Here is a 24672-nt window from a genome sequence, read left to right as displayed (position 1 = left end):
ATTAGGAAAGATTGTACATTTCTCACTCAGTTTACAAGTGTTAAGAGCTTATCGTTACAAGTAACATGATGGCTATCGGTTGCGATTATATCGGCGTACTTTGTTGTATTGGTAATAATCACTGGTGTTATTATTTCGTAGCCTGCTTTTTTTATCAGATCAAGATCAAATTCAAGCAACAAATCGCCCTTCTCAATCCGCTGCCCTTGTGAGATAGCTGGTCGGAAGTGTTGCCCTTCAAGTTCAACTGTATTAATGCCAACATGAATGAGGATCTCCGCGCCTTCATCTGATGTTATGCCAACTGCATGACCAGTTTTAAAAAACGCCGTAACTGTACCGGAAACTGGAGCAAATACTTTTCCATCTTCAGGAATCATTGCAACTCCACGTCCCATTGCCTCTGTAGAAAATACTTCATCCGGAACGTCAGTTAATGAAATGATTTTCCCCTTGATGGGTGACATAATACTAGATGTTTGTGTTGCTAACGTATCAGCCTGCTTAACTACTGGAGTAACTTTTTCATTAGACTCTTCATCCACTTGTACGTCTTCTTCAAACCCTAGAATATAGGTTAGTGCAGCAGTTACAAAAAACGCAATTGAGATACCTATGATATAGTAAATAAACGTGCTAGTTGCAAAAGCTGGAAGTGTAGTTAAAGCCGGAAATACATAGGCAATTACAGTAGTATGCATTGCTCCTATAAAAGCACCACCAATAACTCCACCGATTACAGCCGCGATTAAAGGTCTTCTCAGCTTAACTGAAAGTCCGTATACAATTGGTTCTGTTACACCCGCTAAGATTGCTGGCATTAAAGCAGATAGTGCATACGCTTTTAATTTCTTATCTTTTGCTTTTAGGAATACGCCTAGGGCAACACCTGCTTGAGCAAAGGTTGCTGCTGCAGTTGGCGGTTTGATTACGTCATAACCATTAATAGAAATGTTATTAATCATAGCCGGTACGACGCCCCAATGGAGACCAAACATTACCAAGAAAGTCCATCCGCCACCAATTAAGGCGCCTGTAAGTAATCCATTTTTTTCAATTAAGAACCCAAGACCTGAAGCGATGTTATTAGCTAAAAATACTCCAATCGGTCCAATCACCATTGCTGTTATCGGTACCATAATTAATAGTGAAATTAATGCTACAGCAAAAATTTGAAGGTTTTGTGGAATTATTTTCCTTAAAAATCTCTCTAAATGTGAGAATGCCCAGATTGACAACATAGCTGGTATTAACGTTGCCGAATAAGACATTAAAATAACTGGGATACCAAGAAAACTTGTTACATCCCCTGGTTTCTCCATCAATCCTGTAAAGTTCGGCTCTAACAAGGCGCCCATAATTACCAGTGAGATAAACATATTTGCATCAAAGGTTCTTGCTGTTGAAATAGCTAATAAAAGTGGCAAAAAGTAAAATACACTACTTGATGCTGCTGCTAAAATTTTATACGTGCCGCTTTCTGCCGATAACAACTCAAATGTTGTTAAGATAACTAAAAGTGCTTTTAACATACCAGCGCCAGCTAAAGCTGGTACAATCGGTGTCATAATAGAAGACATCGTATTGAAGAAGCGAGTAATAATATTCCCTGTCTTCTCTGTTTGATGATCTTTTTCACTAGACATTCGTATTGGATATTGAGTAGCAATTTCTGTATAAACAGCATTTACATCATTTCCGATGACTACTTGAAATTGGCCATTTCCTTGAACGACTGTTATTACACCATCGAGTTGCTCGACTCCCTTTTTGTTTGCTTTACTATTGTCTTTCAATTTAAACCGTAATCTTGTCATGCAATGATACAAGTCAGAGACGTTATCCGCTCCTCCAATATTCTCAACAATCTCAGTGGCTAATTTCGAGAATTTCCCCATTTGTTTAATCTCCCTTATTAATAAATGGATTTGATTTTAGACTTCATTTTTTTTCTTTTCCTAACTTTTTTATTCTCAACTCCCTTTTGGGCATAAAAAAATACCTAAACCGCATCTAGGTAGAAGAACACAATGATTCCTACTAGAATGGGTTTAGGTATCGCCTGCCGAACAGTCACAATCCTAAAATTGCATTTGATTTGACTTAAATATAACACGATTTCAAAAATAGTCAACGCTTACAAAGTAAAAAATAAAAACACATGAATCACTCCTACCACTTATAGTTTTTTCTCTTGTGTTGTTTGTTAGATTATTTTCTATCATTTCTAAGATATATTTCGTTTGTGCTGACCTTGTAAAATCCCGGTTCTGGAAGTTTAAATAGAATTCAGTATCAGATGGGGTTCTCCTTTAAGATAATCAACAATATAAGAAACTGGCATTTCTTTATTGAACGATTCTAAAGCCAAATGATTGTAAATTCAATCTATGTTCCGTGTTTTTTCAAATGATATTTCTTTGATTGCAATATATAGGGTGAAACATCAAAAATAAGTAAAAACCTTTTTCTTTTAAAATTTATAACTCAATGCAATTATGTTCAGTTGATTAAATAAATAAAGTTTTAAGTTTCAAACATTTAGTACTAGCGCAACTAAAAATCAATAAAGGCTTTTATTAAAAAGCAAAAAATAAACAACCAAACATCCTTGGTTGTTTATTTTTATTTAAAGCTAACAAAGTCTCCTGTGTTTGATACTCCAACATTCTCCAATTAACTCTCCAGCATTACTCTTTTCTCTAATAAAACATCAATTAATGAGCCGTATTGTTTTACCAAATTTATTCAATAACTATACCTTCGAATCTTTAGTTCTATTTCAACTTTTTCATTCAGTAATAGATCAATTTTATTGGTCAATTGATCTATGTCTTGCTGAAAATGGCTCTCTGTTATTTTATTCTCAAAAAGTAAATTCAAATACCTATCTGTAATGGTTTTGAGAGTTGCCGAAACTTATTCAAAATAATATGTTTTTTTGTTTTTTAATTCTTTTCTGCTACTCTTCCTTGCCTGCTGCCAAATTCTTATTCGCTTCAACAGTCTCTTGATTGATGGAGGAAAATGGGATATTGCGCTTTCCTGAGAAATTTTCAAGTAAGTCTTTGACATCAATGCCCGAAGATGCCTTTAATGATTCCTGTAATGTCGCCATTAAATTCGTTGCATACCCGGTCACTTTATTAGCCCCGCCATTCGCACCGCTTCCACCTATCCACTACAGTAATTTTGTCGATATTACTAAGCGGGCTTGCCACTTGTTTAGCATACTCCGGCAGCATTTTCAAAATCATATCCATAACGGCTGCCTGACCAAACTGTTCAAAAGCTTCAGCGATCTTCTGCTTGGCTTCAGCCTCGGCTACCCCTTTTAACCGGATGATTTCCGCTTCAGTGGTATCTTGTGCTCTTTGTGCGTCCGCTTTAGCAAGACCATCCATTCGAACACGTTCCGCTTCTGCTTTCGCCATGGCTTCAATTTTATACTTATCGGCATCCGCTTCTGTAATTTGTTTCATCTTGTTAGCGGAGGTAGCTTGCTCTACCGCATAACGGTCGGCATCCGCCTTTTTCTTCACTTCTGAATCATATTGCTTTTCACGGCGAAGGATTTCTTTTTCCTCCAGCTCAATTTGCTTCTGTCGTTCGATGATCCTGATTTGCATTTCCTGTTCCGTTATATCCTGCTTGGATCTGGCCGTTTCAAGATCATATGCTTGGTCAGCCCGTGCTTTGGTAATATCTTGCTCACGTCTGAACTCAGCTACCTTCAGTTTGTTTATTTTTTCGGCTTCGGCAATTTCTGTTGCCCTCTCAAGTTCGGCTCGCTGTGCTTCCTTCGATGCTTCGGCACGTTTGATTCGCGTTTCTATCTCTGCTTCTGCGGTAGCTATATCTGCATCTCTCTTCACTTGTGCAATTCTTGGCTTACCTAGGGATTCAAGATATCCATTTTTGTCACGAACATCTTTTATTGTGAATGATACGATGATGAGCCCCATTTTAGCTTATAAAGAGTATAGTTCTATAAAAAATAACGAGGATATAAAGTGTTTTATTCATCAATATAAATTAGTCGAAGGTATTGATAATAATAGATTTTCAATAGTATTTTTTTATAATTCATTTAAAAATGATCGCTCGATAATTCAACAAGTCGGTAGAATCAATAGAAAATCTTCATCTAACGATAATAGAAAAGCTTGGGTACTATCATTTACGGATAAAGAGCAAAAAACTTGGAATAATTATCTAGAATATGAAAGAGATCTATTAAGCCACTTCCTAGACCAGCATTTGTCTCAACAAAAACTTCATGTCCATTACTATTAAATACTGTTACACGAGCTGGAGTTATTCCAACTCGATTTTCGTTATTTATTAATTCTTTTGGTGCTCCTATAATCATAAGATTTCTCCATCATAAGAAAAAAATTACTTCATGAATTAATACCATCTGTCTCATTTCTCTGAATCTATACCTTAATATTTTAGATAAGCTCTTTTTCGTTATGCTTCATTTTAACTGCAGATATAGAATCAGATATAATTTCTATCATTTTATGAACCTCATGCTTATTAATAATTAAAGGAGGGGAAAATACAAGCGTATCTTGGCCTTCAAAAATAACCGATCTAAACAATAATCCTCTTTTTGCAGCTTCTTTTACAACCAAAGGTGCTAGAGGGTTATTCAACCTTTCATTTGTACTCTGACCTTTTCCTAATTCAATTGCTCCTAATAAACCTAGCCCTCGTACTTCTCCAACAATTTCTTGTTCTTGTTGAATCCACTTGAATCCCTTCAACATCTCTTCACCCATCAATCTAGCATTTTCAATCAAATTTTCTTCTTCAATAACTTGGATATTTCTTAAAGCGACAGCACATGCAGTTGGATGACCACTGTAAGTATACCCGTGAAGAAACGTATCCGTAGAAAGCTCAATTAGATCTTCATGAATTTTTTTACTTATTACCACACCACCTAATTGTGCATATCCACTTGTAACCCCTTTTGCAATACTCATAATATCAGGCATAACACCAAAATGTTCCATCCCGAAGTATTTCCCTGTTCTTCCAAATCCAGTTATAACCTCGTCTGCAATAAATAGAATTCCATACTTATCACATACGTTTCGACATTCTTTAAAATAATCCACAGGAGGAACATGCACCCCTCCAGACCCTTGAACAGGTTCCGAAATAAATGCAGCAATAGTTTCAGGTCCTTCTTTTTCAATTAAATCAACAAGTGCTTCTATTGATTGATCTTCTACATGGAAAAAGTCTGGAGAAAATGTGTTTGAAAAATCCCGAAATGGTTTTAGACCTGTAGCATTAGTGGCTCCCATTGCTAAACCATGGTAGGATTTTTTCCTAGAAATAATCTTCTTTCGGTCTTTTTCGCCTTTCAATATCCAATAATGTCGTACTAGTTTAATAGCTGTATCATTTGATTCCGATCCTCCAGAAGTGAAAAAAGTCGTATTCAAATCACCTGGTGTGATTTGAGAAATTTTCTCTGCTAATTTAATAACAGGCTCATTACTAAATGTATTAAAGCATGAGCTATATGCTAACTTTGACATTTGTTCCGCTGCAGCTTCTACTATTTCATTTCTGCCATGTCCTATATTCACATTCCAAAGTGACGACATTCCATCCATAACTTTATTCCCTAATATGTCATAAAGATAAATACCTTTTCCTTCAGAAAAAATAAAAGCAGGACCATCTTCTTGTTGTTGTTTTATCGAGGATGTAGGATGTAGAAAGTGTTTTTTATCTAACTCGGCCAACTCTTGAAATCTATTTTTATTACTCATAAGACTAACACCCTTTCTATCTAAAATTTGTTAAATGGTGCTACTGGTATTACCATTTAAGAAAGTTCTCTACTGTTTTTTTCATTTGTCAACACATTGTCTAATCTCGAATAATTGTAGTAATCAATTTCATTTCCAGAAAATCGTCTAGACAATCAGGGCCGCCCTCTCTCCCGATGCCACTTTCTTTTATTCCACCGAAAGATCCTTCTACTTGCGAGAATACTGTATCATTAATCCCTACCATTCCGTATTCTAATGCCTCAGAAACTCTAACTGAACGAGAAAGATTCTCTGTAAATATATATGCCGCCAGACCATAGTCTGTATTATTCGCTTTTTTTACTACTTCTTCCTCAATTTCAAAGCTAAATATAGGAGCGACGGGACCAAATGTTTCCTGATTAGCAATTAACATTTGTTCATTTACACAATCTAAGACTGTAGGTTCATAAAAATAACCATTTTTGTGATGATCTTTATCAGAAACTTTCCCTCCAACTACTAAGGTGGCCCCTTTTTGCAGAGCATCCTCTACATGTTTTTTTACTTTGTCTAGCCCACTTTTATTCACCACTGGTCCAACATCAATATTTTCATCTATTCCATACCCCATTTTTAGAGATTGGACTTTTTCCTTAAATAAATTAATAAATGTATCCTTAATTGACTCCTGTACATAAATTCTATTAGGACATACACAAGTTTGCCCTGTATTGTTAAACTTGCTCCTTACTACTTGATTCACTGTACTCTCTAAATCACAGTCTTCAAATACAATAATTGGTGCATGTCCGCCAAGTTCCAAAGAAACTCGTTTAACTTGGTTAGCTGCTTTTTTATATAAAAGTTTTCCCACTTCTGTTGAACCAGTAAAAGTAATCTTCCTAATTCGTTTATCTTCTAATAGGATATCTCCTATTTCCTTTGGATTTCCAATCACAAGATTAATAACTCCCTTAGGAACTCCAGCCTTCTCTGCTAGTTTAAAAAATTCAATAGCAGATATAGGGGTTTGTTCGGCTGGTTTTAATACGACTGTGCAACCTGCAGCAAGTGCGGGTGCTAATTTTCTAGCCACCATTGAAAGAGGAAAATTCCATGGTGTGATTGCTGCAACCGGTCCAACTGATTGACGTATAATGGAAAGACGTTTTTGCTTTTCAGATGATTGCATCGTTTGACCGTAAATTCTCCGTGCTTCTTCAGCATTCCAACGAAAATGTTCAGCAGCAATCTGCACTTCACTACGTGCCTGAACAATAGGTTTTCCCATTTCATTTGTAATGACCGACGCAAAATGATCTTCATTTTCTAATAAAAGGGAGTGGAGTCTTAATAAAATATCCGCTCTTGCTTTAGGAGTCTCTTTTGACCAACTCAAAAATGAATTACAAGCAGCATCTATTGCTTCCTTTGTCTCTACCATGTTTCCGGAAGCGACTTGCCCCACAACATTTCCATTTGCTGGATTTACCACTTCAATAATTTGATTGGAAATTGAATCCTTCCACTCCCCATTTATAAATAGCTGATATTTTTTTGGAGACTTTAATATTTCCATTTTAGACCTCCCGTTACACAATTTACAACTTCATTTATTTTCATATCATACATGGCCTTTCATTTGGGTATGAAAGGCCATGTATGACGTTTTTCTTGCCCTTATTTAATGTGTTATTAGTAATTTGTTATCATATCCACTACTGTAATTTTTTATTTAGATTAATAATTTTTGGGCTTGTTTCTTTTTTTGAACCCTAATCTTTTCCCAATCCACACACCAATCTGAGCAAAATAATGATTGTACTCCATGGATATTTAATGTCTCAATTCTATTCTCATAAACTAATTTTCCGCATACTGAACATTTTTCATATTTTTCCACGTAATAACCATTACTCGAGAATTTCATCAAATCATCTCCTCATAATTAAATGTTTTAACATTCAGGGATTTTAATAGATTGATAATGCTGCTCCTTCGGACACAAAACCATCCTTAATATCCTCTTCCAGTTTACTTCTATCTCTATCACATGGATCTCCATATCCGCCACCACCAGGTGTAACTATCTTTACTCTATCTCCCTTTTTCAACGTAAGATTGGAGAATTTACTTGAAGAAACCTTTCCATAAGCTTCTTTTACATTTTTCCATTCACTCTCTCCATTTTTCATCACGAGCGTTGCACCCAGTCCACCTTCTTGACCGTTAAATAATCCAAACGGCGCAATTTGATGTCGATCTGACATTTGGCTTACAGTTATTTCTTGGGCCACACATTTTAAAACCTTTTCAGCACCCAATCCACCACGATACTTTCCAGGGCCGCCAGAATCTTGATTTAAATTAAAAGATTCTATAAGCCATGGAAATCTCGTTTCAAAAACTTCAGTTGGTGTCGTACGGCAATTTCCGTTTATCGAGTCAACCATATTATTTCCATCAGCATATGGGCGCGCACCCCATCCTACAGCTTCTAAATCATAGCAAACATAATATTCATCATAGTCATCGTGATGCCCTCCAAATACAAAGTTTAGATGAGTACCACCTTCACAAGCCATGACCTTCTCTGGCACTGCCTTAGAGAAAGCTCCTATAATAGCTAATGCTATTCTTGGATGTGTTTCCGTATTGCCCCCTACTTCCGGTGCTGGGAAATCAACATTTACTACTGTTCCTGGAGGAGCTACTACTTTAATAGGTCTAAAACATCCAGAATTCTTTGGAATTTCAGGATCTGTAATATGCAATAAGGCATTATAAGCTGCTGAAACAGATACACCATAAGTAGCATTAATCGGTCCACGTGCTTGTGGTGAAGTTCCCGTATAGTCTACAATGACTTCTTCATCTTCCACATACACATTTGCTTTAATCGTGAAAGTCTTATCTTCAATTCCATCATTTTCAATATAATCTTCAAAATCATAATAACCATTTGGAATTTCCTTTAATTCTGCACGCATACGACGTTCAGAGTAATCCAATAGATCATCTACTGTCTGTGTAAAGATTTCTTTTCCATATTTAATGATTAGCTCTGATAATCTTGATTCACCCAAATTAACAGAACTGATTAACGCTCTTAAATCACCGTAATTATGTCTTGGTGTCCTTACATTAGCTAGCATAATTTTCCACACAGCCTCATTGTCTTTTCCTTCGTTAATAATTTTCACAGGAGGTAATCTTATCCCTTCTTGAAATACTTCCGTTGCTTCTGCAGCAAAACCTCCTGGAACGATTCCACCAATTTCTGCTATATGTCCAATGGCGACCGCATAACCAACCACTTCCCCGTCTACAAAGATAGGTTTAAATAATGTATGTTCTGGAATATGCAATCCCCCTCTGTATGGATCATTATGAAGAATGACATCTCCAGGCTTCATTTCAGAAACAGGTATTTCTTTGATACAGTTATCAATTAAAACTGGCATACCACCAATCATTGCAGGGCAGAAGTCAGCAACTGCTATTAATTCCCCTTTTGTATTTGCAAGACCACATGTAAAATCTAAAGCTTCATTAAAAATAGTAGAATAAGAGGTTTTCATGAGAGTAATTCCCATCTCACGGCAAATTGATATCATTGCAGAATTAATAATATTCATTGTTACATAATCCATTTATTAACACCCTTCCTTTGTTTTAATATGAAGATTTCCAAAGTCGTCAACTATTACGATATGATTTGGCCTAATTACAGTTGAAGATGCACTTTCCTCAATAATTGCCGGACCAGCAATTCTATGACCGGCTAATAGTGTATCTCGATCATAAATAGCTGTTGCCAAAAATTCATCATCAAATCGAACTAAACGTTCATCTTTTGGAACTGCGATTCCTCCATTTGCTAAGTCAATATTTTTTAATTTTGCTTTCTCAGGTTTACTAATGACTGTAACTTTGTAGTTAACAATCTCCATCACTTCACCGTCAATTTTGAAACCAAAACGATCATTGTGCATATCATGGAAAGTATTCCAAATATGTTGAACATTATCTTCATTAATTTGGGCATAAGTAAAAGGAATATCTAATTCATAGTTTTGGCCTAAATACCTCATTTCAATGGATGTAATAACTTCAAGATTTTCTCTGTATCCTTGTGAAATTAAGTCATTCATACCGGTTTCTTTTAATTCTTGGAATACTCGATTTGCTCGATCAATATCAAAAAACTTAGAGGTCATTTGGACAGTTCGCTGCAAATCCACTCGGGCATCACATTGGACAAAGCCAAACGCCGAAAATTGTCCTGGGTACACTGGAACAATACAATTTGGAATACCAGCGATATCAATAATGTCGCTTGCATGTACAGGGCCCGCTCCACCGAAACTGAGCATTGTAAAGTCACGTGGATCATATCCTTGTTCAATTAATACCATTCTTAATGCTCCAACCATATTGTTATTGGCAATCTTCACAATTGCCAGTGCAGTTTCTTCTACAGACATTCCTATTTGTTCACCCAGTTTTTCGATAGCTTTATACGCAGCATCATAATCAAGTTTCATTTTTCCACCAAGGAAATTTTGTGGATTTAAACGGCCTAATACTAAATTGGCATCCGTTACAGTCGGTTTCTCTCCACCATTTCCATAACACACTGGTCCTGGATGTGCACCTGCACTTTCTGGTCCAACATTTAGCATTCCGCCTTTATCTATAGAAGCAATACTTCCGCCACCTGCACCAATTGTACGAATATCTATCATTGGTACTTGAATAGGGATTCCCCATTCAATTTCAAAGTTCGTCGTAAATTGTTCTTCTCCGTTTACGATTACCGCTACATCTGTACTAGTTCCACCCATATCAAGTGTGACAAGATTATCAATTCCACATAGATTTGCAATTGATTTTCCAGCTACAACTCCTCCAGTTGGGCCTGAAACTGCAGTGTTAATCGGAGCTTGATCAGTAGCATCGATGGTCATAATTCCACCATTTGATTTCATGATTCCTACATTTTTTGTGATGTTCATATCTTCAAAGTTTTCTTCTAACGTTTTCACATAGTTTGAAACAATCGGTTTAATATAGGCATCTGCAATAACTGTACTGCCTCTTTCGTATTCCTTCCATTTTGGGAGAACTTCATATGAAATCGAAACTGGAATTTCAGGTAGGTATTTTTTAAAGAGAGATTTTATTTGTTGTTCATGTGAGGGATTTACATAGGAGTATAGAGTGTTAATTGCAATAGAATCAATATCGCCTCTATTTCTTATTTCTTCTGCGATTTGTTTTACTTCTTCTTCATTTATTTCCTGTAATACTTCGCCTTTATGAGTTAATCGCTCTGTAATCTCAAAACAATTCCTCCGTTTTACCAGTGGTTCAGGCTTAATCCAACTGATATCATAATGTTTTTTTCGATTTCCCCGTTGAATAAATGGGACATCTTTAAAGCCTTTTGTTGTAATAAATGCCACATTTCCCCCTTTTCTTTCTAAAATTGCATTTGTGGCAATGGTTGTGCCATGACGTATTTGACCTACACTTGTTAGCTCATCAAAATTATTTAATCCAGTCAATAAACCATTAATAGGTTGTTTAGGAGTAGATAGATTTTTCCAAACTTCTACTTCTTGTGTTTCTGTGTTAAAAGATACAAAATCAGTAAATGTACCTCCCATGTCAATGCCGCAAATGTACTTACTCATACTTGTTCCCCCTTATTAATTCTAACTATTTTAAATATTACAAAATTTATCTATATAGTTACTTGACCGTTTAAAGAAATGAAATCCGTTACTGATTCAAAAATTAATGTTTCCTATACTTCTTATCAAAGATTAACGCTATATATACTAAAGCAATAAGTACTGTTGAAGTAGCGACCCAACGCCAGCCGTCTTGTGAAGTACCTAACGGTTCCCACCAACCATTTATAATAATAATGATAAATGGAATAACAAATACCATTGAACTTGCAAGGACACCACGAATTAAGTAATTGGCTTCTTTTTTAGATATCTTTAAATATTCGTTTTTGATCTCATCCAATTGGCATTACTCCTTTTCTATTCTCTTAATTTACTTATTGAATTGGACGGCCTTAATAACATAACACTAATTCCAGCAAACATGATTAGGGAACCTATTAATAATGAAGTGCTCCAAGTCCCGCCATAAACAGTCATCGAAAGAAGTGTTGTCCATACAAACCCTGTACTCGCTAATAATCCTCCACCAACTGTTCCTGCTGTATTTATTCCTATATATAGAGCGACAATCATATAGACTCCCCAAGCACCACCAGTTACTGCAGCATATGCCCACCACATAGGTTCTTGAAACATTATACTAGCAATATCTGTAAACTTAGGCATTATTGTGAAGTTAAGAATAATCAAAGCGACTAATGCCCAGCCAGCTCTCCAAAACAATGTACTTTCTTCAGGGATCATATCTGAACCAGCAGCAATCGCAAAGTTCTCAACTCCATACATGATGGCAGAAAGCAGTCCCATAGCAGCACCTATCAAAACAATTGTTCCCGAAACACCCTCTGGAGCTGCAATACTCATTCCACCAGATGCAACCCAAATTCCAGCTACTATAAAGATAACTCCTACTATTGTCCACTTTTGTAGTATCTTTTCCCTATAGACTAGCGAAGTAATGACAGCTCCCCAAAATCCAAACAATGCTGCTAAAGGACCAGCAATTGCTCCTCCTACTATCGCAGAAGCTGAAAAGAATAGAAAATCGCCAATCATACCCGTCATGGCGGTAAAAACTCCGTACCATGAAATTTTTGATTTGAAAATTCTAAAATTATCTTTTGCGCTTCCAACCATAAAAGAATAGATAAAGATAGCAAGCAGACCAAACATATATTCAAAAAATTGAAATGCCATTGAACCTGTAGGGAATGCCATATTAAAAGGGGCTAAAGTCCCTGCTGAACCTGCAAAACCAAAAGCTACTCCTAGCATCGGAGCACCAAGTGCTGCATACACCATCCCTATTCGAACTTTACGAGATTCTTGCAACATTTTAATTTTTTCTAAAGACTCGGCGCTCATGCAGTGCCCCTCCCCGTAATTAGATTTCCTATTTTTAAACCTAATTCATCAATAATTTTTCGAGGTGAGAGTTGGTAATCAATAAATTCCTTGTGACGTGCTTGTAATTTATACTTCCTTAAAATAGAGTCATTGTGAGTTACCACCTCCACTTCATCTGTCCAACTTTTATTCGATAACTCAAGTAATATAGAGCGAATTTTACTTAGCGATTGTTTATTGTAATGATTCTTTAATCCTTGGTATATTTCATACTCCCAAATTCCATCTTCGGAAAAATATAAAATTGAATAAATAGAATACTTTAAAGGTGGTTTCACTTTTTCACTCCTAACTATAATTTCATAATATTGTCTAGCCAGTTTGCACATAACAATGCAGTAATTACCGCAATTACAATACTTACTGTAGCTGGAATCCCAGGGTGAAAAATCGGTAGCTTCTTATCCACTTTTTACAACCCCTTTTTTGTTTTTTCGTACAACTAAAACCTTAGTACATCACCCCTTTCAAAGTAGTTATTTAAATTAGTTTATCAATCTTGAGTAAACTGATTTCTTCACCGAATAAATTCATATGATCATGCATGACTAATATCGCACGATCAACATCTCTTGATTCAATTGATTTTATCAACATCCAATGATGTTCTTGAGCTTTATCCATTACATTGATAAAACTACTTGTATAGTTAGTTAATAAGAAAGTCGTATGTTCAGTCATATCAAAGAATGAATTAACTAAAACAGAAAAAATTGGATTTTGAGTTGAACTAGCTAAAGTCCTATGAAATTTTAAATCCCAGTCTAAAAAACTACTGATACTGATGTCTTCATCCATTTGGTTACAAATGCTTTTTAATTCTTCGATATTGTCACTACTAGCCTTTTTAACAGCTAATTTAATGACTAAAGTTTCAAGTTCATGACGAACCTCCTGGATATCTTCAATAGAGGAGTCATATTTGTCAATTACTCTTTTCAAAGTTTCAGTAACTAATGTATCTTTTATCTTTGTAATATAAGCTCCTTTTCCTGGTTTTATGGTAATTAACCCTTTTTACCTGAGAATAGTGAGTGCTTGCCTAATCACATTCCTACTTACATTGTATGATTGTGTTAACTCTCTCTCAGAAGGAAGTTTTTCTCCTTCTTCATAAATTCCTTTGTTAATTTTGTTCTCTATTTCTTCAGCTACTTCAAAATATAATAAATTTCCACTCATCTTTAATCACCTTATTTCTTTTATTGGTTACACCGGTATTACCAGTATAACCAGAAAAAGCAAATGTTTTAAAAAAATAATATGTTATTTAGTTCTTGATGTAATCTTATAAAAAGATATTCAAATACACCACCATTTTCCAGTCGACCGTGTGTAAATCAGAATAAAGTTTAAAAATTTTTTTATTAATCAGAATATTCTTAATTAAAAATTAAACTAACTACTTGCCTTTGTCAATCTTTTTTTTTCTTAAAAATTATCCCATTTTCGCATTTGTATTTTTTATGAATCTTTGTGATAAATACCGTCTTCTTCGGGATCAGACTAGGTACGCTACCTCAAAGTTATGTAAAAAAACACATTTTACTTTTGCTTTCTTAATGTATTTGCACGGACACTAGCTGATGTTGAGTTTAAACATATTCCTAGATTTCGAAATATGATTTGACGTTTGGTAAGTTAGAGCTACTATTCTTTATATTCGAAGAACAAATATCAAAAAAAAAATAACTATTGCGTTTAAACTGTTGCCATAATGACTAAGGCGGTTAGCAATGGCTATCGGTAAATGTGACAAAAAATTAGAAATTCTATCTGGAACAATATCTATTTCTTTGGGCAATTTATGAAGGAAAACCCCTAAACGACTTAGAATTAACAAAAGTTAAAAACTATCTACAAGGATCTGAGATGTAATTCGAGTACCCCTTAATTTAGGTAAAGAAAGTGCGACCGTATGGGGTTTTGATCTTCCTACGACTACGTACGAATAAAAGATTATACAACATAATATTATTAGTCTATTATTTTTTTAATATCCCTATAGTAAAAAGAGCATTATTTTTCAGGTTGCCAGGTACTATTCTTGACAATCTTTTTTGTTTTAATCTTTATATAATTTGTAATATCTAATTCAATCGCTAGTACTTGATTTAGAATTTATTCCAAAATTGTTTTTTCGGCGTTAATTTCTCTCCGAAAGGACGAAGAAAATGGCACCATCGTTAGGGGGCCATTCTCTTTCTCTCGTAACCTTTACTTTTATATTTTAGAGCTATAAATACATATTTTACTTAAAGATACTCATCACTCTCGTGTGTCACCCTCTCTTTCTAACCTCTTATCATAAGGTGCTTTCTACTTAAAATAACATTAACGGAAATGTGTAATCCGCCTTTATTCAGGACAGCCATATTGAATGGACTGATGATAATTTTTTTATCCAATATAATTAATCATTGCAACTTCATCACAAGAGTTAAACTTGGGGCAATTCATACAATCAATCCACACTTTTTCTGGCAAAGTATCCTTTGAAATAATTTCAAAATTACATTTTTTAAAAAACTCCGTTTCGTATGTTAATGATATTAATCTGCTAATTTCAAGTCGTGAGGCTTCATTTATAATATGATTAACTAATTTACGACCTATCCCTTGACCAGAATGACTTGGAGCAACGACTAATGAACGTACCTCTGCCAGGTCCTGGCCTAAAACATGTAATCCGGCAACCCCAAGTATTTTATTATCCTCTTTCATGACATACATACATTGTAAATGTTGATATAGGGATAATTTTGTACGAGGTAAAACTACTCCTTGTTCAGCGTGAATTTGTATTAAATTATAAATATTTTTAACATCACTAGTTACTGCATGATAAATATCCATATTTTATCTCCTTATTAGATCTTAGAATGTTTATTATAAAAATATATTATTTTGTATTTTTATGCAATGGAATGTTTTTTTATTTATGTCAACACTACGGCGGCTCCCAACGTAACAAGAATAAGTGCAATCCATTTTCGCGCACCGGACTTTTCCTGCAACACGTTGCTTGGAATTTCAAACAAGAAATAGCTGATAAAGAAAATACCAGAAACGCTTCCAAACATCTGGCTTGTTAGTGCCAGTGCTTCGTTCTTGTCCAAAGCCGCATAACCTAAATTCGCTCTGTTAATGAATGCGATTACATACAAGACAATAAGAAATGGTACAATTCGTCTTTTCACTTTTCTAGTCGTTTGTCTTTCTAAACATAGTTGCATTGCTCATGTCGCTCCCTCATAAATTTAAATATTTAAAAACAAAAACCTCAATTTATTTATTAATGAGAATAAGCTAAATAACATTCCATTAATTGAGGACTGAAAACAACTTAAAAGTACCCTTTTACATCAGTATAGTTTCTAAAGTTCTTCCCTTTTAATATTAAGTTTTACAGTTTGCGAAACCAGGTTGTAGTCATTAAAGAAAACTCTTGATTAACTCAACAGTTTTTTATACAATATTTGTAATACAAATATTCGTTTTTCGTAGTTTAATTAAAGGTTTTTCTTTATTATAAACAAATTGAAAGCGCTTTCGATTCGATATATTTCTAAAAGTTAGAATAAAATCTCAATGCATTCCATAAATATGTCATACAAATTATTAGCTTTTATCCTTCTCTATTGAGATAAAACATGAAAGGTGATAGATTATTTTGTCCCAAAAAGAAAGTGTTTCTCAAATGATCTCCCGTGAATTATTAAACATGATTGAAACAGGGCAGTTCCGTCCAGGTTCTAAGCTGCCAACGGAAAAGGAGTTAACGGCTCATTTTTCTGTAAGCAGAGCACCCATACGCGAGGCATTAAGCATGCTGCGTGCTGCTGGTGTCATTAACTCCCGTCAAGGAGGCGGAAGCTATGTGGAAGAAACGACAAGTTCAACATTCATACATCGCATACAAGTTGAAAGAGATGATGTTGAAAATATTAAGTATCTATTTGAGATGCGAAAGATTCTGGAACCTGAAGCGGCCTATTTAGCTGCCCTAAGACGTACACCAAAATGCCTTGACCAAATGAAGAATATTTTAAAAAGAATGGAAGAAGAATCTATTGAAAAAGGAACTACAGCCATCCATTCTGATATAGAATTTCACAGTTCCATTATTAAGGCTACGCAAAATCCGATTATGATTCAAACGCTTGAAAGCTTATCTACTCTCTATGAAAAAGCGTTAAACATTACTCTTCGTCCAAACGAACAATTAAAACGAAAACGTAAAGCAGTCTACGATGAACATCAAAGCATTCTTCAGGCAATTGAAGCAGAAGAGCCCGAATTGGCTAAACTTCAATGCCAGATTCATTTAAGAAACGCCGAGAAAAAATTAAGTTTATTTTTACAGGATTATACAGTATAGCAAAACAGAAAGGATGATAATGAAATGAAAGTAGTAACCGCCAATCACATTCAGGAAATCGATGTAATTATAAAAACGGGAAAAGTCTATACAGCTGAAAGTGACCGCTTTAGCTATTCATTCGATGCTTCATTCGGGACGTATTTGCCGGACCTCGTCATTCAGACAAAAAGTACAGAAGAGCTAGTATCCCTCGTGAAGTTTGCGAATCGGGAAAAAATCCCTCTTTATCCACGGGGCCAGTCTACTAGTTTAAGTGGCGGGCCGCTTCCGGTTAAAGGGGGCATCGTCCTCGATTTATCTGTGATGAATGATATTCTGGAAATTCACGAAGAGGACCTTGTAGCAGTGGTTTCTCCTGGTGTTTTGACATCGAATATACATAAAGCAGCTGAACAAAAAGGATTTATGTATCCACCTGACCCAAGCAGTTCTCACGTCTCGACAATTGGCGGCAATTTAGCTGAAAACTCTGGAGGGCCGAGGGGGCTGAAATACGGCGTAACGAAAGATTATGTTATTGGCCTTGAAGTGATTACACCTGAAGGAGAACTCATAAAAACAGGCGGGAGTACCGTTAAGAATGTGACCGGATACGACTTAACGAAGCTGATTGTCGGATCAGAAGGTACACTCGGCATCATTACGAAAGCAGTGCTCAGACTCATTCCTAAACCGAAGGCTACTGCAACAATAATGGTTATTTTTGATAGTTTAGTAGATGCAGGAAGTGCGATTTCCAAAATTCTTTCTGCCGGTATCTTCCCTTCAAAAATGGAATTGATGGATCAGGCATCCATTGTAGCAGTTGAACAGTTTGAGCCACTTGGCTTACCTGTTGATGCGGCTGCACTTATTTTAATTGAAATGGATGGCCATCCACTTGCTTTGCAAGAAGAAGTTGCCCAGGCTTCTGAATTATGTCGTGCCGTAGGAGCAAGAGAAGTTAGAATTCCAAAGGACAAAGTCGAAGAAGCGGAACTATGGAGAGCACGAAAGCTCGTATCTCCGGCCATTGTTCGGATTAAGCCTACGAAAATTTCAGAAGACGCCACCGTTCCTCGCAGCAAAATTCCTCAAATGTGTGAAAGACTGCAGAAAATAAGAGACAAGTATGGTGTTCATCTCGTTGTTTTTGGGCATGCAGGTGATGGTAACCTTCATCCTAACATTATTTGTGATAAAACGGATAAAGAAGAAATGAGTCGCGTTGAACTAGCTGTTGCGGATATTTTTATGGCGGCAATTGAGCTTGGAGGAACCTTGTCCGGCGAGCATGGCATTGGAATGATGAAAGCTCCCTTTTTGGAAATGGAGCTAGGGGCAGCTGGCCTCGATATTATGAAACGGATTAAAGAAGTATGGGATCCAAATAACATTATGAACCCAGGGAAAATTTTCCCTGAACCGGGACAAAAATTGGAGTTGAGCTAACATGGAAACATCACTTAAACAGTTAAGAGCAGAACTTCAATACGACAAAACGAATAACTGCGTCCAATGCGGCTATTGTTTGCCTGTGTGTCCGACTTATACAACATTCGGAAAAGAGACACATTCACCACGTGGTCGAATTAACTTAGTGAAAATGGTCGGTGAAGGAAAAATTACAGACTTATCTGTTCTCGAAGAACCATTCGATTTGTGTTTAGGCTGCAGGGCGTGTGAAACAGCCTGCCCGACAGGTGTAGAATATGGTTCTATTTTAGAATCCACTCGCGCAGCACTTGTCAAACGCAAAACCTTTTCTATTCCTGTGCGACTACTTCGAAAATCAATGCTGAAAAAGGTTTTCCCAAGTAGGAAGATGATGAACGTCACTGGACACTCCATTTGGCTGTACAAAAAAAGTGGGCTGCAAAAAGTGACTCGTTCATCAGGTATTATGAAAAAGTTACCTTATAATCTTGGTGCATTCGAAGCAATCATGCCGGAACCGGTTTCACCGGTGGAACGAGGGCGTGCCCTGACAGAGGTGAAAGCAAAATTGAATCCGAAATATGTAGTTGCCTTTTTCACCGGTTGTATTATGGATGCGATGTTCCACCACATTAACCAATTATCCATTAAGCTTCTTTCAGAAGCGGGCTGTGATGTTGTCGTTGTACCGAAACAAACATGCTGCGGCGCACTGCACGCCCATTCTGGAGAAATGGATGAAGCACGCAATCTTGCGAAACAAAACATTCTGGCTTTTGAAAAAGTGGAAGCTGATTTTGTTGTCAATAATGCTGGAGGATGCGGCGCCATGTTGGATGAATACGGTCATTCACTTTCAGATGACAGCGAATGGGCAGACAGAGCAAGAGCTTTTTCAGCTAAGTCAAAAGATATCAGCCAAATTCTTGTTGAATGCGGATTACCAGAGATAGCAGCCCGAGCTGGCGAGAGAGTTACGTATCAGCGCTCTTGCCATATGACGAACGTTCAAAAAGTAACGCAAGAACCAGTCGAATTATTGAAACAAGTGCCTGGAATACAACTTATTGAAATGGATCAGGCTGACATGTGCTGTGGATCTGCAGGCATTTATAATATTTTAAATTATGATTCATCCATGCAGATTCTTGACGAGAAAATGAAGCACACTAAAGCCACAGAGGCAGCTGTTATTATTACAACAAATCCTGGCTGCCTATTACAGATGAAACTTGGTATTGATCGTGAAGGACTCACACAATCAATGCGCGCCCTTCATCTAATTGAATATTTAGCTGAAGCTGCCGGTATCGATTATTAAATTCTTTCATCTATTGGTCTATTGGGCAAGGTGTCTTGCCTAATAGACCAATAGAATCTCAAGTAAATAAAGTGTTATTGTAACTTTGAAACAAAATTTGATCAAATTAATACACGAAACCTTGATAACTGAACAAATAGTATAAGGACATGTTTAGAAAAAAGATTAATCAAAACATGTCCTTATACTATTTAAATGGATTATTCTTTTATTAAAAAGATTGAGAATTTTTGGTTCATTAATCAACTAAACCAGCGAATAGGATGTCAATATCTTTCTCTAAAAATTTCATTTTCCTTATTATATACTGTTTTTGGCCATGCTAAATAACCCTCCAAACCCCTTTTGGAAGGATTTTTCTCTGTTTCACAAAACCGTTAATTAGGCTAAATCTAGGAACATTTCTTTCCTGTTGTCTGGACAAATTCCGAAGGTCTAATAGCTGAATTCCTCTAATTATATGAGGTTCTATTTTAAAAAAAGTTTGACCGTTTATAAAAATGTTCGAACAGACCCCTGTATTAAAATGTAATACAGGGGTTTTATATTTACTTGCATATTCAACAATTGGGCCATTTAATGGAGTAAGGCTTATCGAAAGGGGCCGGGTTACCTACGCAAAATTACATATCTTTTCTTAGGTAGTTTTAGGGGGAATTCAATTTCCCCCTTCCTTTACCTAAGTAGAAAAAACATATTGTAAGAGCAGATAACGCTTCTCTCCACTTTCATGGTATTTGTACCATAACGATGTTTTCCATTTAGAACCTTTTGAACTGAACAATTTGTCACACTTACCCAGCTTCTTTAAAGGAAGTCTTTAAAGTGTAAAAACATGTCTTCAAAACCCAATTACTATTATTATATGTTTTTATATAATTAGTTAAATTAATAGGAAAAATCATCAATCATTATAATTTTTTAAAAAGAAACCGATTACATAAGGGTATTTTTGCATCAAAAAGAAAAATTAGCAAAGCCCTGTGTATCTTAAAATAGATAAAGTGAACCTTGCAAAGCATGTAATGAAAAAAGTTTTTTACTTCAAAACCTTCGGTTGCCGATGTTTCTTAGAAAAAAGCAGAAATGATAAGGGGGATATCTCAGCTTTATTTGGTGAAATACACCTGTTCAAGCTAGTGAAACTTTAGTTTGGAGAAGAAAGACCAGATGGGTTCAGCAGATTAAGCTTGATAAACCCCTCCTATTCGCAAAACAAAAACAATTATTTAAATAAATAGCTTTTTTAATCGTATAAATAAAAATGATTTATTTATACAGATACCTTTTTATAAAGCTAATTAAAGGAGTTGGAAGAAATGGCTACAAAAGTTCGTTGGGGAATTTTAAGCACTGCATACATTGCTCAAGATGAATTACTTCCAGCATTTACGGATGCATCTAATACAGAAGTAGTTGCAATCGCCAGTTCAAATAATAAGGTATTCGAAATTGCTTCAAATTTTAGGATTCCTAAGATTTACAGGACTTATGAGGAGTTGTTAGATGATCCAGATATCGATGCAGTTTACATTCCTTTACCAAATGCACTCCATTCAACCTGGGTAAAGAAAACAGCTGAGAAAGGAAAGCATGTCTTTTGTGAGAAACCCGCAGCCTTGACTGTAATAGAAGCAAAAGAAATGATCGAAGTATGTAAGAAAAACAGCGTTATGTTTATGGAAGGTTTTATGTATCAATTTCACCCACAACATAAAAGAGTAAAAGAAATTATTGCTTCCGGTGAAATTGGTGAAGTAAAGATTATGAGGGTGAGCCTTTCTTTTTTCCTTGAGGATCAAATTGGAAATATTCGAATGAATCAAAAATTAGGCGGAGGCAGTATCTATGATGTCGGTTGTTACTGTATTCATTCAATTAGAAATATTTTAAATACCGAACCTAAACGGGTTTTTGCTTCAACTCAAAATGACATATCTAATAAAGTAGATATGTCAGTAACGGGAATATTTGAGCTTGAAAATGGGATTATAGCAGAGTTTGATGCTGCAATGGACCGAACAAGAGTGGGTCAATATGAAATTATTGGGACAAAAGGAACCGTTCAAGCACCAAGAGCCTTTATACCTCAAAATGGAAATGCGCATATTGTTATAGTTGATGAAAGTGGAAATTATAGGGTAGAAGATTTATATGGACAGCAATACACTTTAGAAGTAGAGTATTTCTCTCAATTAATATTAGAAGGGAAAATGCAAGAGGGTCTTTTAGAAGATACCATTCAAAATATGAATGCTATTGAGGCGTGTTTTAAGTCTATTGAAAAAGAAACATTTGTAAATTTATCATTAGAGGGCCTGTCCTATGCCCGTCAAACTAAGGAGCAGTTCTTTAAAAAATGATGAGCTGACATAAGAAATGAAATATTTGAGAAGCTGAAGTTATCTATTCTAAAAATATACATAAGTAACTACTCAGGCTGCCTAAAGATATACAAGACAAATAGAGACTATCAATCGACAGCCCCTATCTTCCAGAGTGTAAAATACCATGCAATCGTTCCTGTCTCACTGTATCCTTTGAGGGTGTGGGATTTAGCTTGTTTTCGTAAGGTGCCACTCACACTTTGAGTTGAAAACAGGGACTTTCCTAAATAGGTAAATGTATATACTACATAAATTCTCAGGAGGTTATTTTATGAATAAACTAAAAGTTGGTTTAATTGGTGCTGGAAGAATGGGAACTTTTCATGGGGAGACGCTTGCCTATCGATTACCACAAGCTAAATTATATGCGGTTGCATCCCCTTCACCTGGTGCTGCAGAAAAATTTATAAATCAATTAGACATAAATGCAAAAGCATACACAGATCCGATTGAATTAATTCAAGATCCTGAAATAAATGCCGTGGTGATTGCTTCACCAGCACGTACACATGCTAGTCATGTCCTTGCTGCTATGAAACAAGGTAAAGCGGTATTTTGTGAAAAACCTATGGCTGTTAATTTAAAAGAAGCAAACGAAATTGTTGAAGAGTGTGAAAAAAGTAATATTTTGGTTCAAGTTGGTTTTAATAGAAGGTTTGAAAAAGGCTTTAAAGCTGTCCATGAAGAAATTGTATCTGGTAAAATTGGTATGCCACAATTGTTAAAATCAACAACAAGAGATCCAAAGCTAAATAGAGCGGAATTAATTCCAGAATGGGCGATCTTTTTAGAAACCTTAATCCATGACTTTGATGCATTAATGTATTTGAATCCTGGTGCAAAGCCTGTTGAATTGTATGCGATGGCAGATGCATTAATTCGTCCAGATTTAAAGTGTAATGGATTACTAGATACTGCTGTTGTAACGATAAAATTTGATAATGGTGCGATAGGAACTGCAGAAGCGAATTTCCAGTCAGTATATGGTTATGATGTTAGGGCAGAGGTTTTCGGATCTGAAGGTATGCTTACTGCAGGGGGAATCCGTGAATCTAGCATGACGAGATATAATCATAACGGGGTAAGTTTTAATACATGTCGATATGATCAAGATTTATTGTTTGATGCTTACATTGCAGAATTAAGAGGTTTTGTAAACTGTGTGATTCATAATAAACCAGCATTAGTAACTGCGGAAGATGCTCGATGGGCTTTGAAAATTGCACTAGCAAGTATTGAATCTGTGAAAAGAAACAGTCCTATTAAACTTGATCAGCATGTTATGATTTGATTAATTAGTAGAAGTGATTGAAGGGGGAATCCCCCCTTCAAGTTAGGATTTTCCAACGTGTCATTAGGTTACACTTATCACTACTTAATTCTTACTACTCTCCCGGTATCTTCTTTTATTATTTCATGAACTGGATTCTGATGAACTGTCTCCTACTAAAGCCTTTTTTCTTAATAGTCAATAGGATATCTACTTCGGTTAAACTTATTTTCCTCTTTTGAAAAAGCATATACGCCCAGGTATTTTACTTCACCATGATCCTATGTAAAATCATCATTATCTCTAGGATAGGGATTTGGCGAAAATCAGGAATAGATAAATCTAAATAATTCTCGGTTTACGCTTATTAAGCATTAGATATAGAATTACTAATATAATCCCCCCGGGAAACGGTGTTAAATTCGAATTGTTATGTTCATGGTTAAAGCCTTGAGTAGTCCAATTTGTAATTGTCACGAGAGGTGTAATCTGATGTCTTCAGAGGTTTTAGCAGCAACAACACCATTTATACTTGCCGTATCTTTATTCAAAGCATTCAATACTCCATTAAAGTAGGTATTATCTAACTCGATGCCAATAAAGTTCCGATTTAGATTTATATCAGCTTGTCCTGTTGATCCTGAACCCATAAAACAATCTAATTCTGTTTCACCTTTATTAGAATGAGTTACAATTATTTTTTCGAGAATAGCAACTGGCTTTTGACAAGGGTGAAATCTCGCTTTTCCACTAACTATAGGTGCTTCATAAGAAGCCCTATCATAATAAGAATTAAACGTTCTTTTTATCCCTTTAGTATAGGAAATAAAATATTCTCTTGAGTTTGACAAATAATTTACTTTCGCATTAATTGGGACAGGATTGGTTTTTTCCCAAATTCCTATTCCTTGTTGTTTCAACTTCAGCTTTTCTGAAACTATTGATATATCACTCATTTCGTAAAAAATGACCATTATTCCACCTGGAACTAGGACTCTTTTAAAT

At 35.7% G+C, this 24672-nt stretch carries 18 protein-coding genes and 3 pseudogenes; 5 read left to right on the top strand and 16 right to left on the bottom strand.

The annotated features are described in order from the left end of the window. Positions 1-26 precede the first annotated feature (26 nt). The 15 genes and pseudogenes from ACQKMH_RS07905 to ACQKMH_RS07835 form a co-directional block, all read right to left on the bottom strand. On the bottom strand, positions 27-1898 hold the full coding sequence (locus ACQKMH_RS07905; protein WP_427586852.1) for a beta-glucoside-specific PTS transporter subunit IIABC: 1872 nt from the start codon (positions 1896-1898) through the stop codon (positions 27-29). A 1064-nt stretch (positions 1899-2962) separates the two neighbouring features. Continuing rightward, positions 2963-3971 (bottom strand): annotated as a pseudogene (locus ACQKMH_RS07900) (flotillin family protein); the annotation flags it as partial. A gap of 260 nt (positions 3972-4231) precedes the next feature. Next, a pseudogene (locus ACQKMH_RS07895) lies at positions 4232-4372 on the bottom strand (alanine dehydrogenase); the annotation flags it as partial. Positions 4373-4454: 82 nt separating this feature from the next. After that, complete coding sequence (locus tag ACQKMH_RS07890; protein WP_427586851.1) at positions 4455-5795, bottom strand: aspartate aminotransferase family protein; 1341 nt, start codon at positions 5793-5795, stop codon at positions 4455-4457. 100 nt (positions 5796-5895) lie between these two features. Continuing rightward, on the bottom strand, positions 5896-7359 hold the full coding sequence (locus ACQKMH_RS07885; RefSeq protein WP_427586850.1) for an NAD-dependent succinate-semialdehyde dehydrogenase: 1464 nt from the start codon (positions 7357-7359) through the stop codon (positions 5896-5898). 156 nt (positions 7360-7515) lie between these two features. Beyond that, a complete protein-coding gene (locus tag ACQKMH_RS07880) occupies positions 7516-7710 on the bottom strand; it encodes a hypothetical protein (RefSeq protein WP_144527680.1) in 195 nt (64 codons plus the stop codon). A 43-nt stretch (positions 7711-7753) separates the two neighbouring features. Then, positions 7754-9433, bottom strand: coding sequence for a hydantoinase B/oxoprolinase family protein (locus tag ACQKMH_RS07875; protein WP_427586849.1), 1680 nt, complete (start codon positions 9431-9433; stop codon positions 7754-7756). Positions 9434-9436: 3 nt separating this feature from the next. After that, the gene (locus ACQKMH_RS07870) at positions 9437-11479 is read right to left on the bottom strand and encodes a hydantoinase/oxoprolinase family protein (protein ID WP_427586848.1); all 2043 of its coding nucleotides are present in this window, start codon (positions 11477-11479) and stop codon (positions 9437-9439) included. A gap of 103 nt (positions 11480-11582) precedes the next feature. Further along, the gene (locus tag ACQKMH_RS07865; protein ID WP_427586847.1) at positions 11583-11822 is read right to left on the bottom strand and encodes a hypothetical protein; all 240 of its coding nucleotides are present in this window, start codon (positions 11820-11822) and stop codon (positions 11583-11585) included. Between the two features lie 17 nt (positions 11823-11839). Continuing rightward, on the bottom strand, positions 11840-12847 hold the full coding sequence (locus tag ACQKMH_RS07860) for a DMT family transporter (RefSeq protein ID WP_098369603.1): 1008 nt from the start codon (positions 12845-12847) through the stop codon (positions 11840-11842). Continuing rightward, entirely contained in the window at positions 12844-13167 is a 324-nt protein-coding gene (locus ACQKMH_RS07855) for a hypothetical protein (protein ID WP_098369602.1), read from the bottom strand. The genes ACQKMH_RS07860 and ACQKMH_RS07855 overlap by 4 nt, the downstream gene beginning before the upstream one ends. A 202-nt stretch (positions 13168-13369) precedes the next feature. Then, the gene (locus ACQKMH_RS07850) at positions 13370-13831 is read right to left on the bottom strand and encodes a FadR/GntR family transcriptional regulator (RefSeq protein ID WP_427586846.1); all 462 of its coding nucleotides are present in this window, start codon (positions 13829-13831) and stop codon (positions 13370-13372) included. A 75-nt stretch (positions 13832-13906) separates the two neighbouring features. Then, positions 13907-14071: a GntR family transcriptional regulator gene (locus ACQKMH_RS07845; RefSeq protein WP_427586845.1), complete on the bottom strand. Its 165-nt coding sequence runs from the start codon at positions 14069-14071 to the stop codon at positions 13907-13909. A gap of 1218 nt (positions 14072-15289) precedes the next feature. Then, positions 15290-15745, bottom strand: coding sequence for an N-acetyltransferase (locus ACQKMH_RS07840; protein WP_098369600.1), 456 nt, complete (start codon positions 15743-15745; stop codon positions 15290-15292). An 83-nt stretch (positions 15746-15828) separates the two neighbouring features. Continuing rightward, a complete protein-coding gene (locus ACQKMH_RS07835; RefSeq protein ID WP_427586844.1) occupies positions 15829-16125 on the bottom strand; it encodes a hypothetical protein in 297 nt (98 codons plus the stop codon). A gap of 437 nt (positions 16126-16562) precedes the next feature. Here ACQKMH_RS07835 and ACQKMH_RS07830 point away from each other — a divergent pair, with 437 nt between their 5' ends. From ACQKMH_RS07830 to ACQKMH_RS07810, 5 genes are all read left to right on the top strand, one after another. Beyond that, positions 16563-17270: a FadR/GntR family transcriptional regulator gene (locus ACQKMH_RS07830; RefSeq protein WP_427586843.1), complete on the top strand. Its 708-nt coding sequence runs from the start codon at positions 16563-16565 to the stop codon at positions 17268-17270. A gap of 24 nt (positions 17271-17294) precedes the next feature. Further along, the gene (locus ACQKMH_RS07825; protein ID WP_427586842.1) at positions 17295-18704 is read left to right on the top strand and encodes an FAD-binding oxidoreductase; all 1410 of its coding nucleotides are present in this window, start codon (positions 17295-17297) and stop codon (positions 18702-18704) included. A gap of 1 nt (position 18705) precedes the next feature. Continuing rightward, positions 18706-20010, top strand: a complete 1305-nt coding sequence (locus tag ACQKMH_RS07820) for a (Fe-S)-binding protein (protein WP_427586841.1) — start codon at positions 18706-18708, stop codon at positions 20008-20010. 1319 nt (positions 20011-21329) lie between these two features. Continuing rightward, positions 21330-22373: a Gfo/Idh/MocA family protein gene (locus ACQKMH_RS07815; RefSeq protein ID WP_427586840.1), complete on the top strand. Its 1044-nt coding sequence runs from the start codon at positions 21330-21332 to the stop codon at positions 22371-22373. A gap of 295 nt (positions 22374-22668) precedes the next feature. After that, on the top strand, positions 22669-23688 hold the full coding sequence (locus ACQKMH_RS07810) for a Gfo/Idh/MocA family oxidoreductase (RefSeq protein ID WP_427586839.1): 1020 nt from the start codon (positions 22669-22671) through the stop codon (positions 23686-23688). A 452-nt stretch (positions 23689-24140) separates the two neighbouring features. Here the strand turns inward: ACQKMH_RS07810 and ACQKMH_RS07805 are convergent. Next, positions 24141-24662: pseudogene (locus tag ACQKMH_RS07805) on the bottom strand (DNA-methyltransferase); the annotation flags it as partial. Positions 24663-24672: the final 10 nt, after the last annotated feature.

It is taken from the genome of Peribacillus sp. NPDC097895, from assembly GCF_050277555.1.
Taxonomy (GTDB): Bacteria; Bacillota; Bacilli; order Bacillales; family DSM-1321; genus Peribacillus.
This window is presented reverse-complemented; position numbering and strand designations above follow the sequence as displayed.

What these genes read in the sequence shown, in the direction of transcription:
- ACQKMH_RS07815 (WP_427586840.1), top strand. Translation starts at nt 21,330, where the DNA reads ATGGCTACAAAAGTTCGTTGGGGAATTTTAAGCACTGCATACATTGCT.
- ACQKMH_RS07840 (WP_098369600.1), bottom strand. Translation starts at nt 15,745, where the DNA reads ATGGATATTTATCATGCAGTAACTAGTGATGTTAAAAATATTTATAAT.
- ACQKMH_RS07890 (WP_427586851.1), bottom strand. Translation starts at nt 5,795, where the DNA reads ATGAGTAATAAAAATAGATTTCAAGAGTTGGCCGAGTTAGATAAAAAA.
- ACQKMH_RS07880 (WP_144527680.1), bottom strand. Translation starts at nt 7,710, where the DNA reads ATGAAATTCTCGAGTAATGGTTATTACGTGGAAAAATATGAAAAATGT.
- ACQKMH_RS07860 (WP_098369603.1), bottom strand. Translation starts at nt 12,847, where the DNA reads ATGAGCGCCGAGTCTTTAGAAAAAATTAAAATGTTGCAAGAATCTCGT.
- ACQKMH_RS07810 (WP_427586839.1), top strand. Translation starts at nt 22,669, where the DNA reads ATGAATAAACTAAAAGTTGGTTTAATTGGTGCTGGAAGAATGGGAACT.
- ACQKMH_RS07820 (WP_427586841.1), top strand. Translation starts at nt 18,706, where the DNA reads ATGGAAACATCACTTAAACAGTTAAGAGCAGAACTTCAATACGACAAA.
- ACQKMH_RS07875 (WP_427586849.1), bottom strand. Translation starts at nt 9,433, where the DNA reads ATGGATTATGTAACAATGAATATTATTAATTCTGCAATGATATCAATT.
- ACQKMH_RS07835 (WP_427586844.1), bottom strand. Translation starts at nt 16,125, where the DNA reads ATGCAACTATGTTTAGAAAGACAAACGACTAGAAAAGTGAAAAGACGA.
- ACQKMH_RS07825 (WP_427586842.1), top strand. Translation starts at nt 17,295, where the DNA reads ATGAAAGTAGTAACCGCCAATCACATTCAGGAAATCGATGTAATTATA.
- ACQKMH_RS07845 (WP_427586845.1), bottom strand. Translation starts at nt 14,071, where the DNA reads ATGAGTGGAAATTTATTATATTTTGAAGTAGCTGAAGAAATAGAGAAC.
- ACQKMH_RS07885 (WP_427586850.1), bottom strand. Translation starts at nt 7,359, where the DNA reads ATGGAAATATTAAAGTCTCCAAAAAAATATCAGCTATTTATAAATGGG.
- ACQKMH_RS07870 (WP_427586848.1), bottom strand. Translation starts at nt 11,479, where the DNA reads ATGAGTAAGTACATTTGCGGCATTGACATGGGAGGTACATTTACTGAT.
- ACQKMH_RS07905 (WP_427586852.1), bottom strand. Translation starts at nt 1,898, where the DNA reads ATGGGGAAATTCTCGAAATTAGCCACTGAGATTGTTGAGAATATTGGA.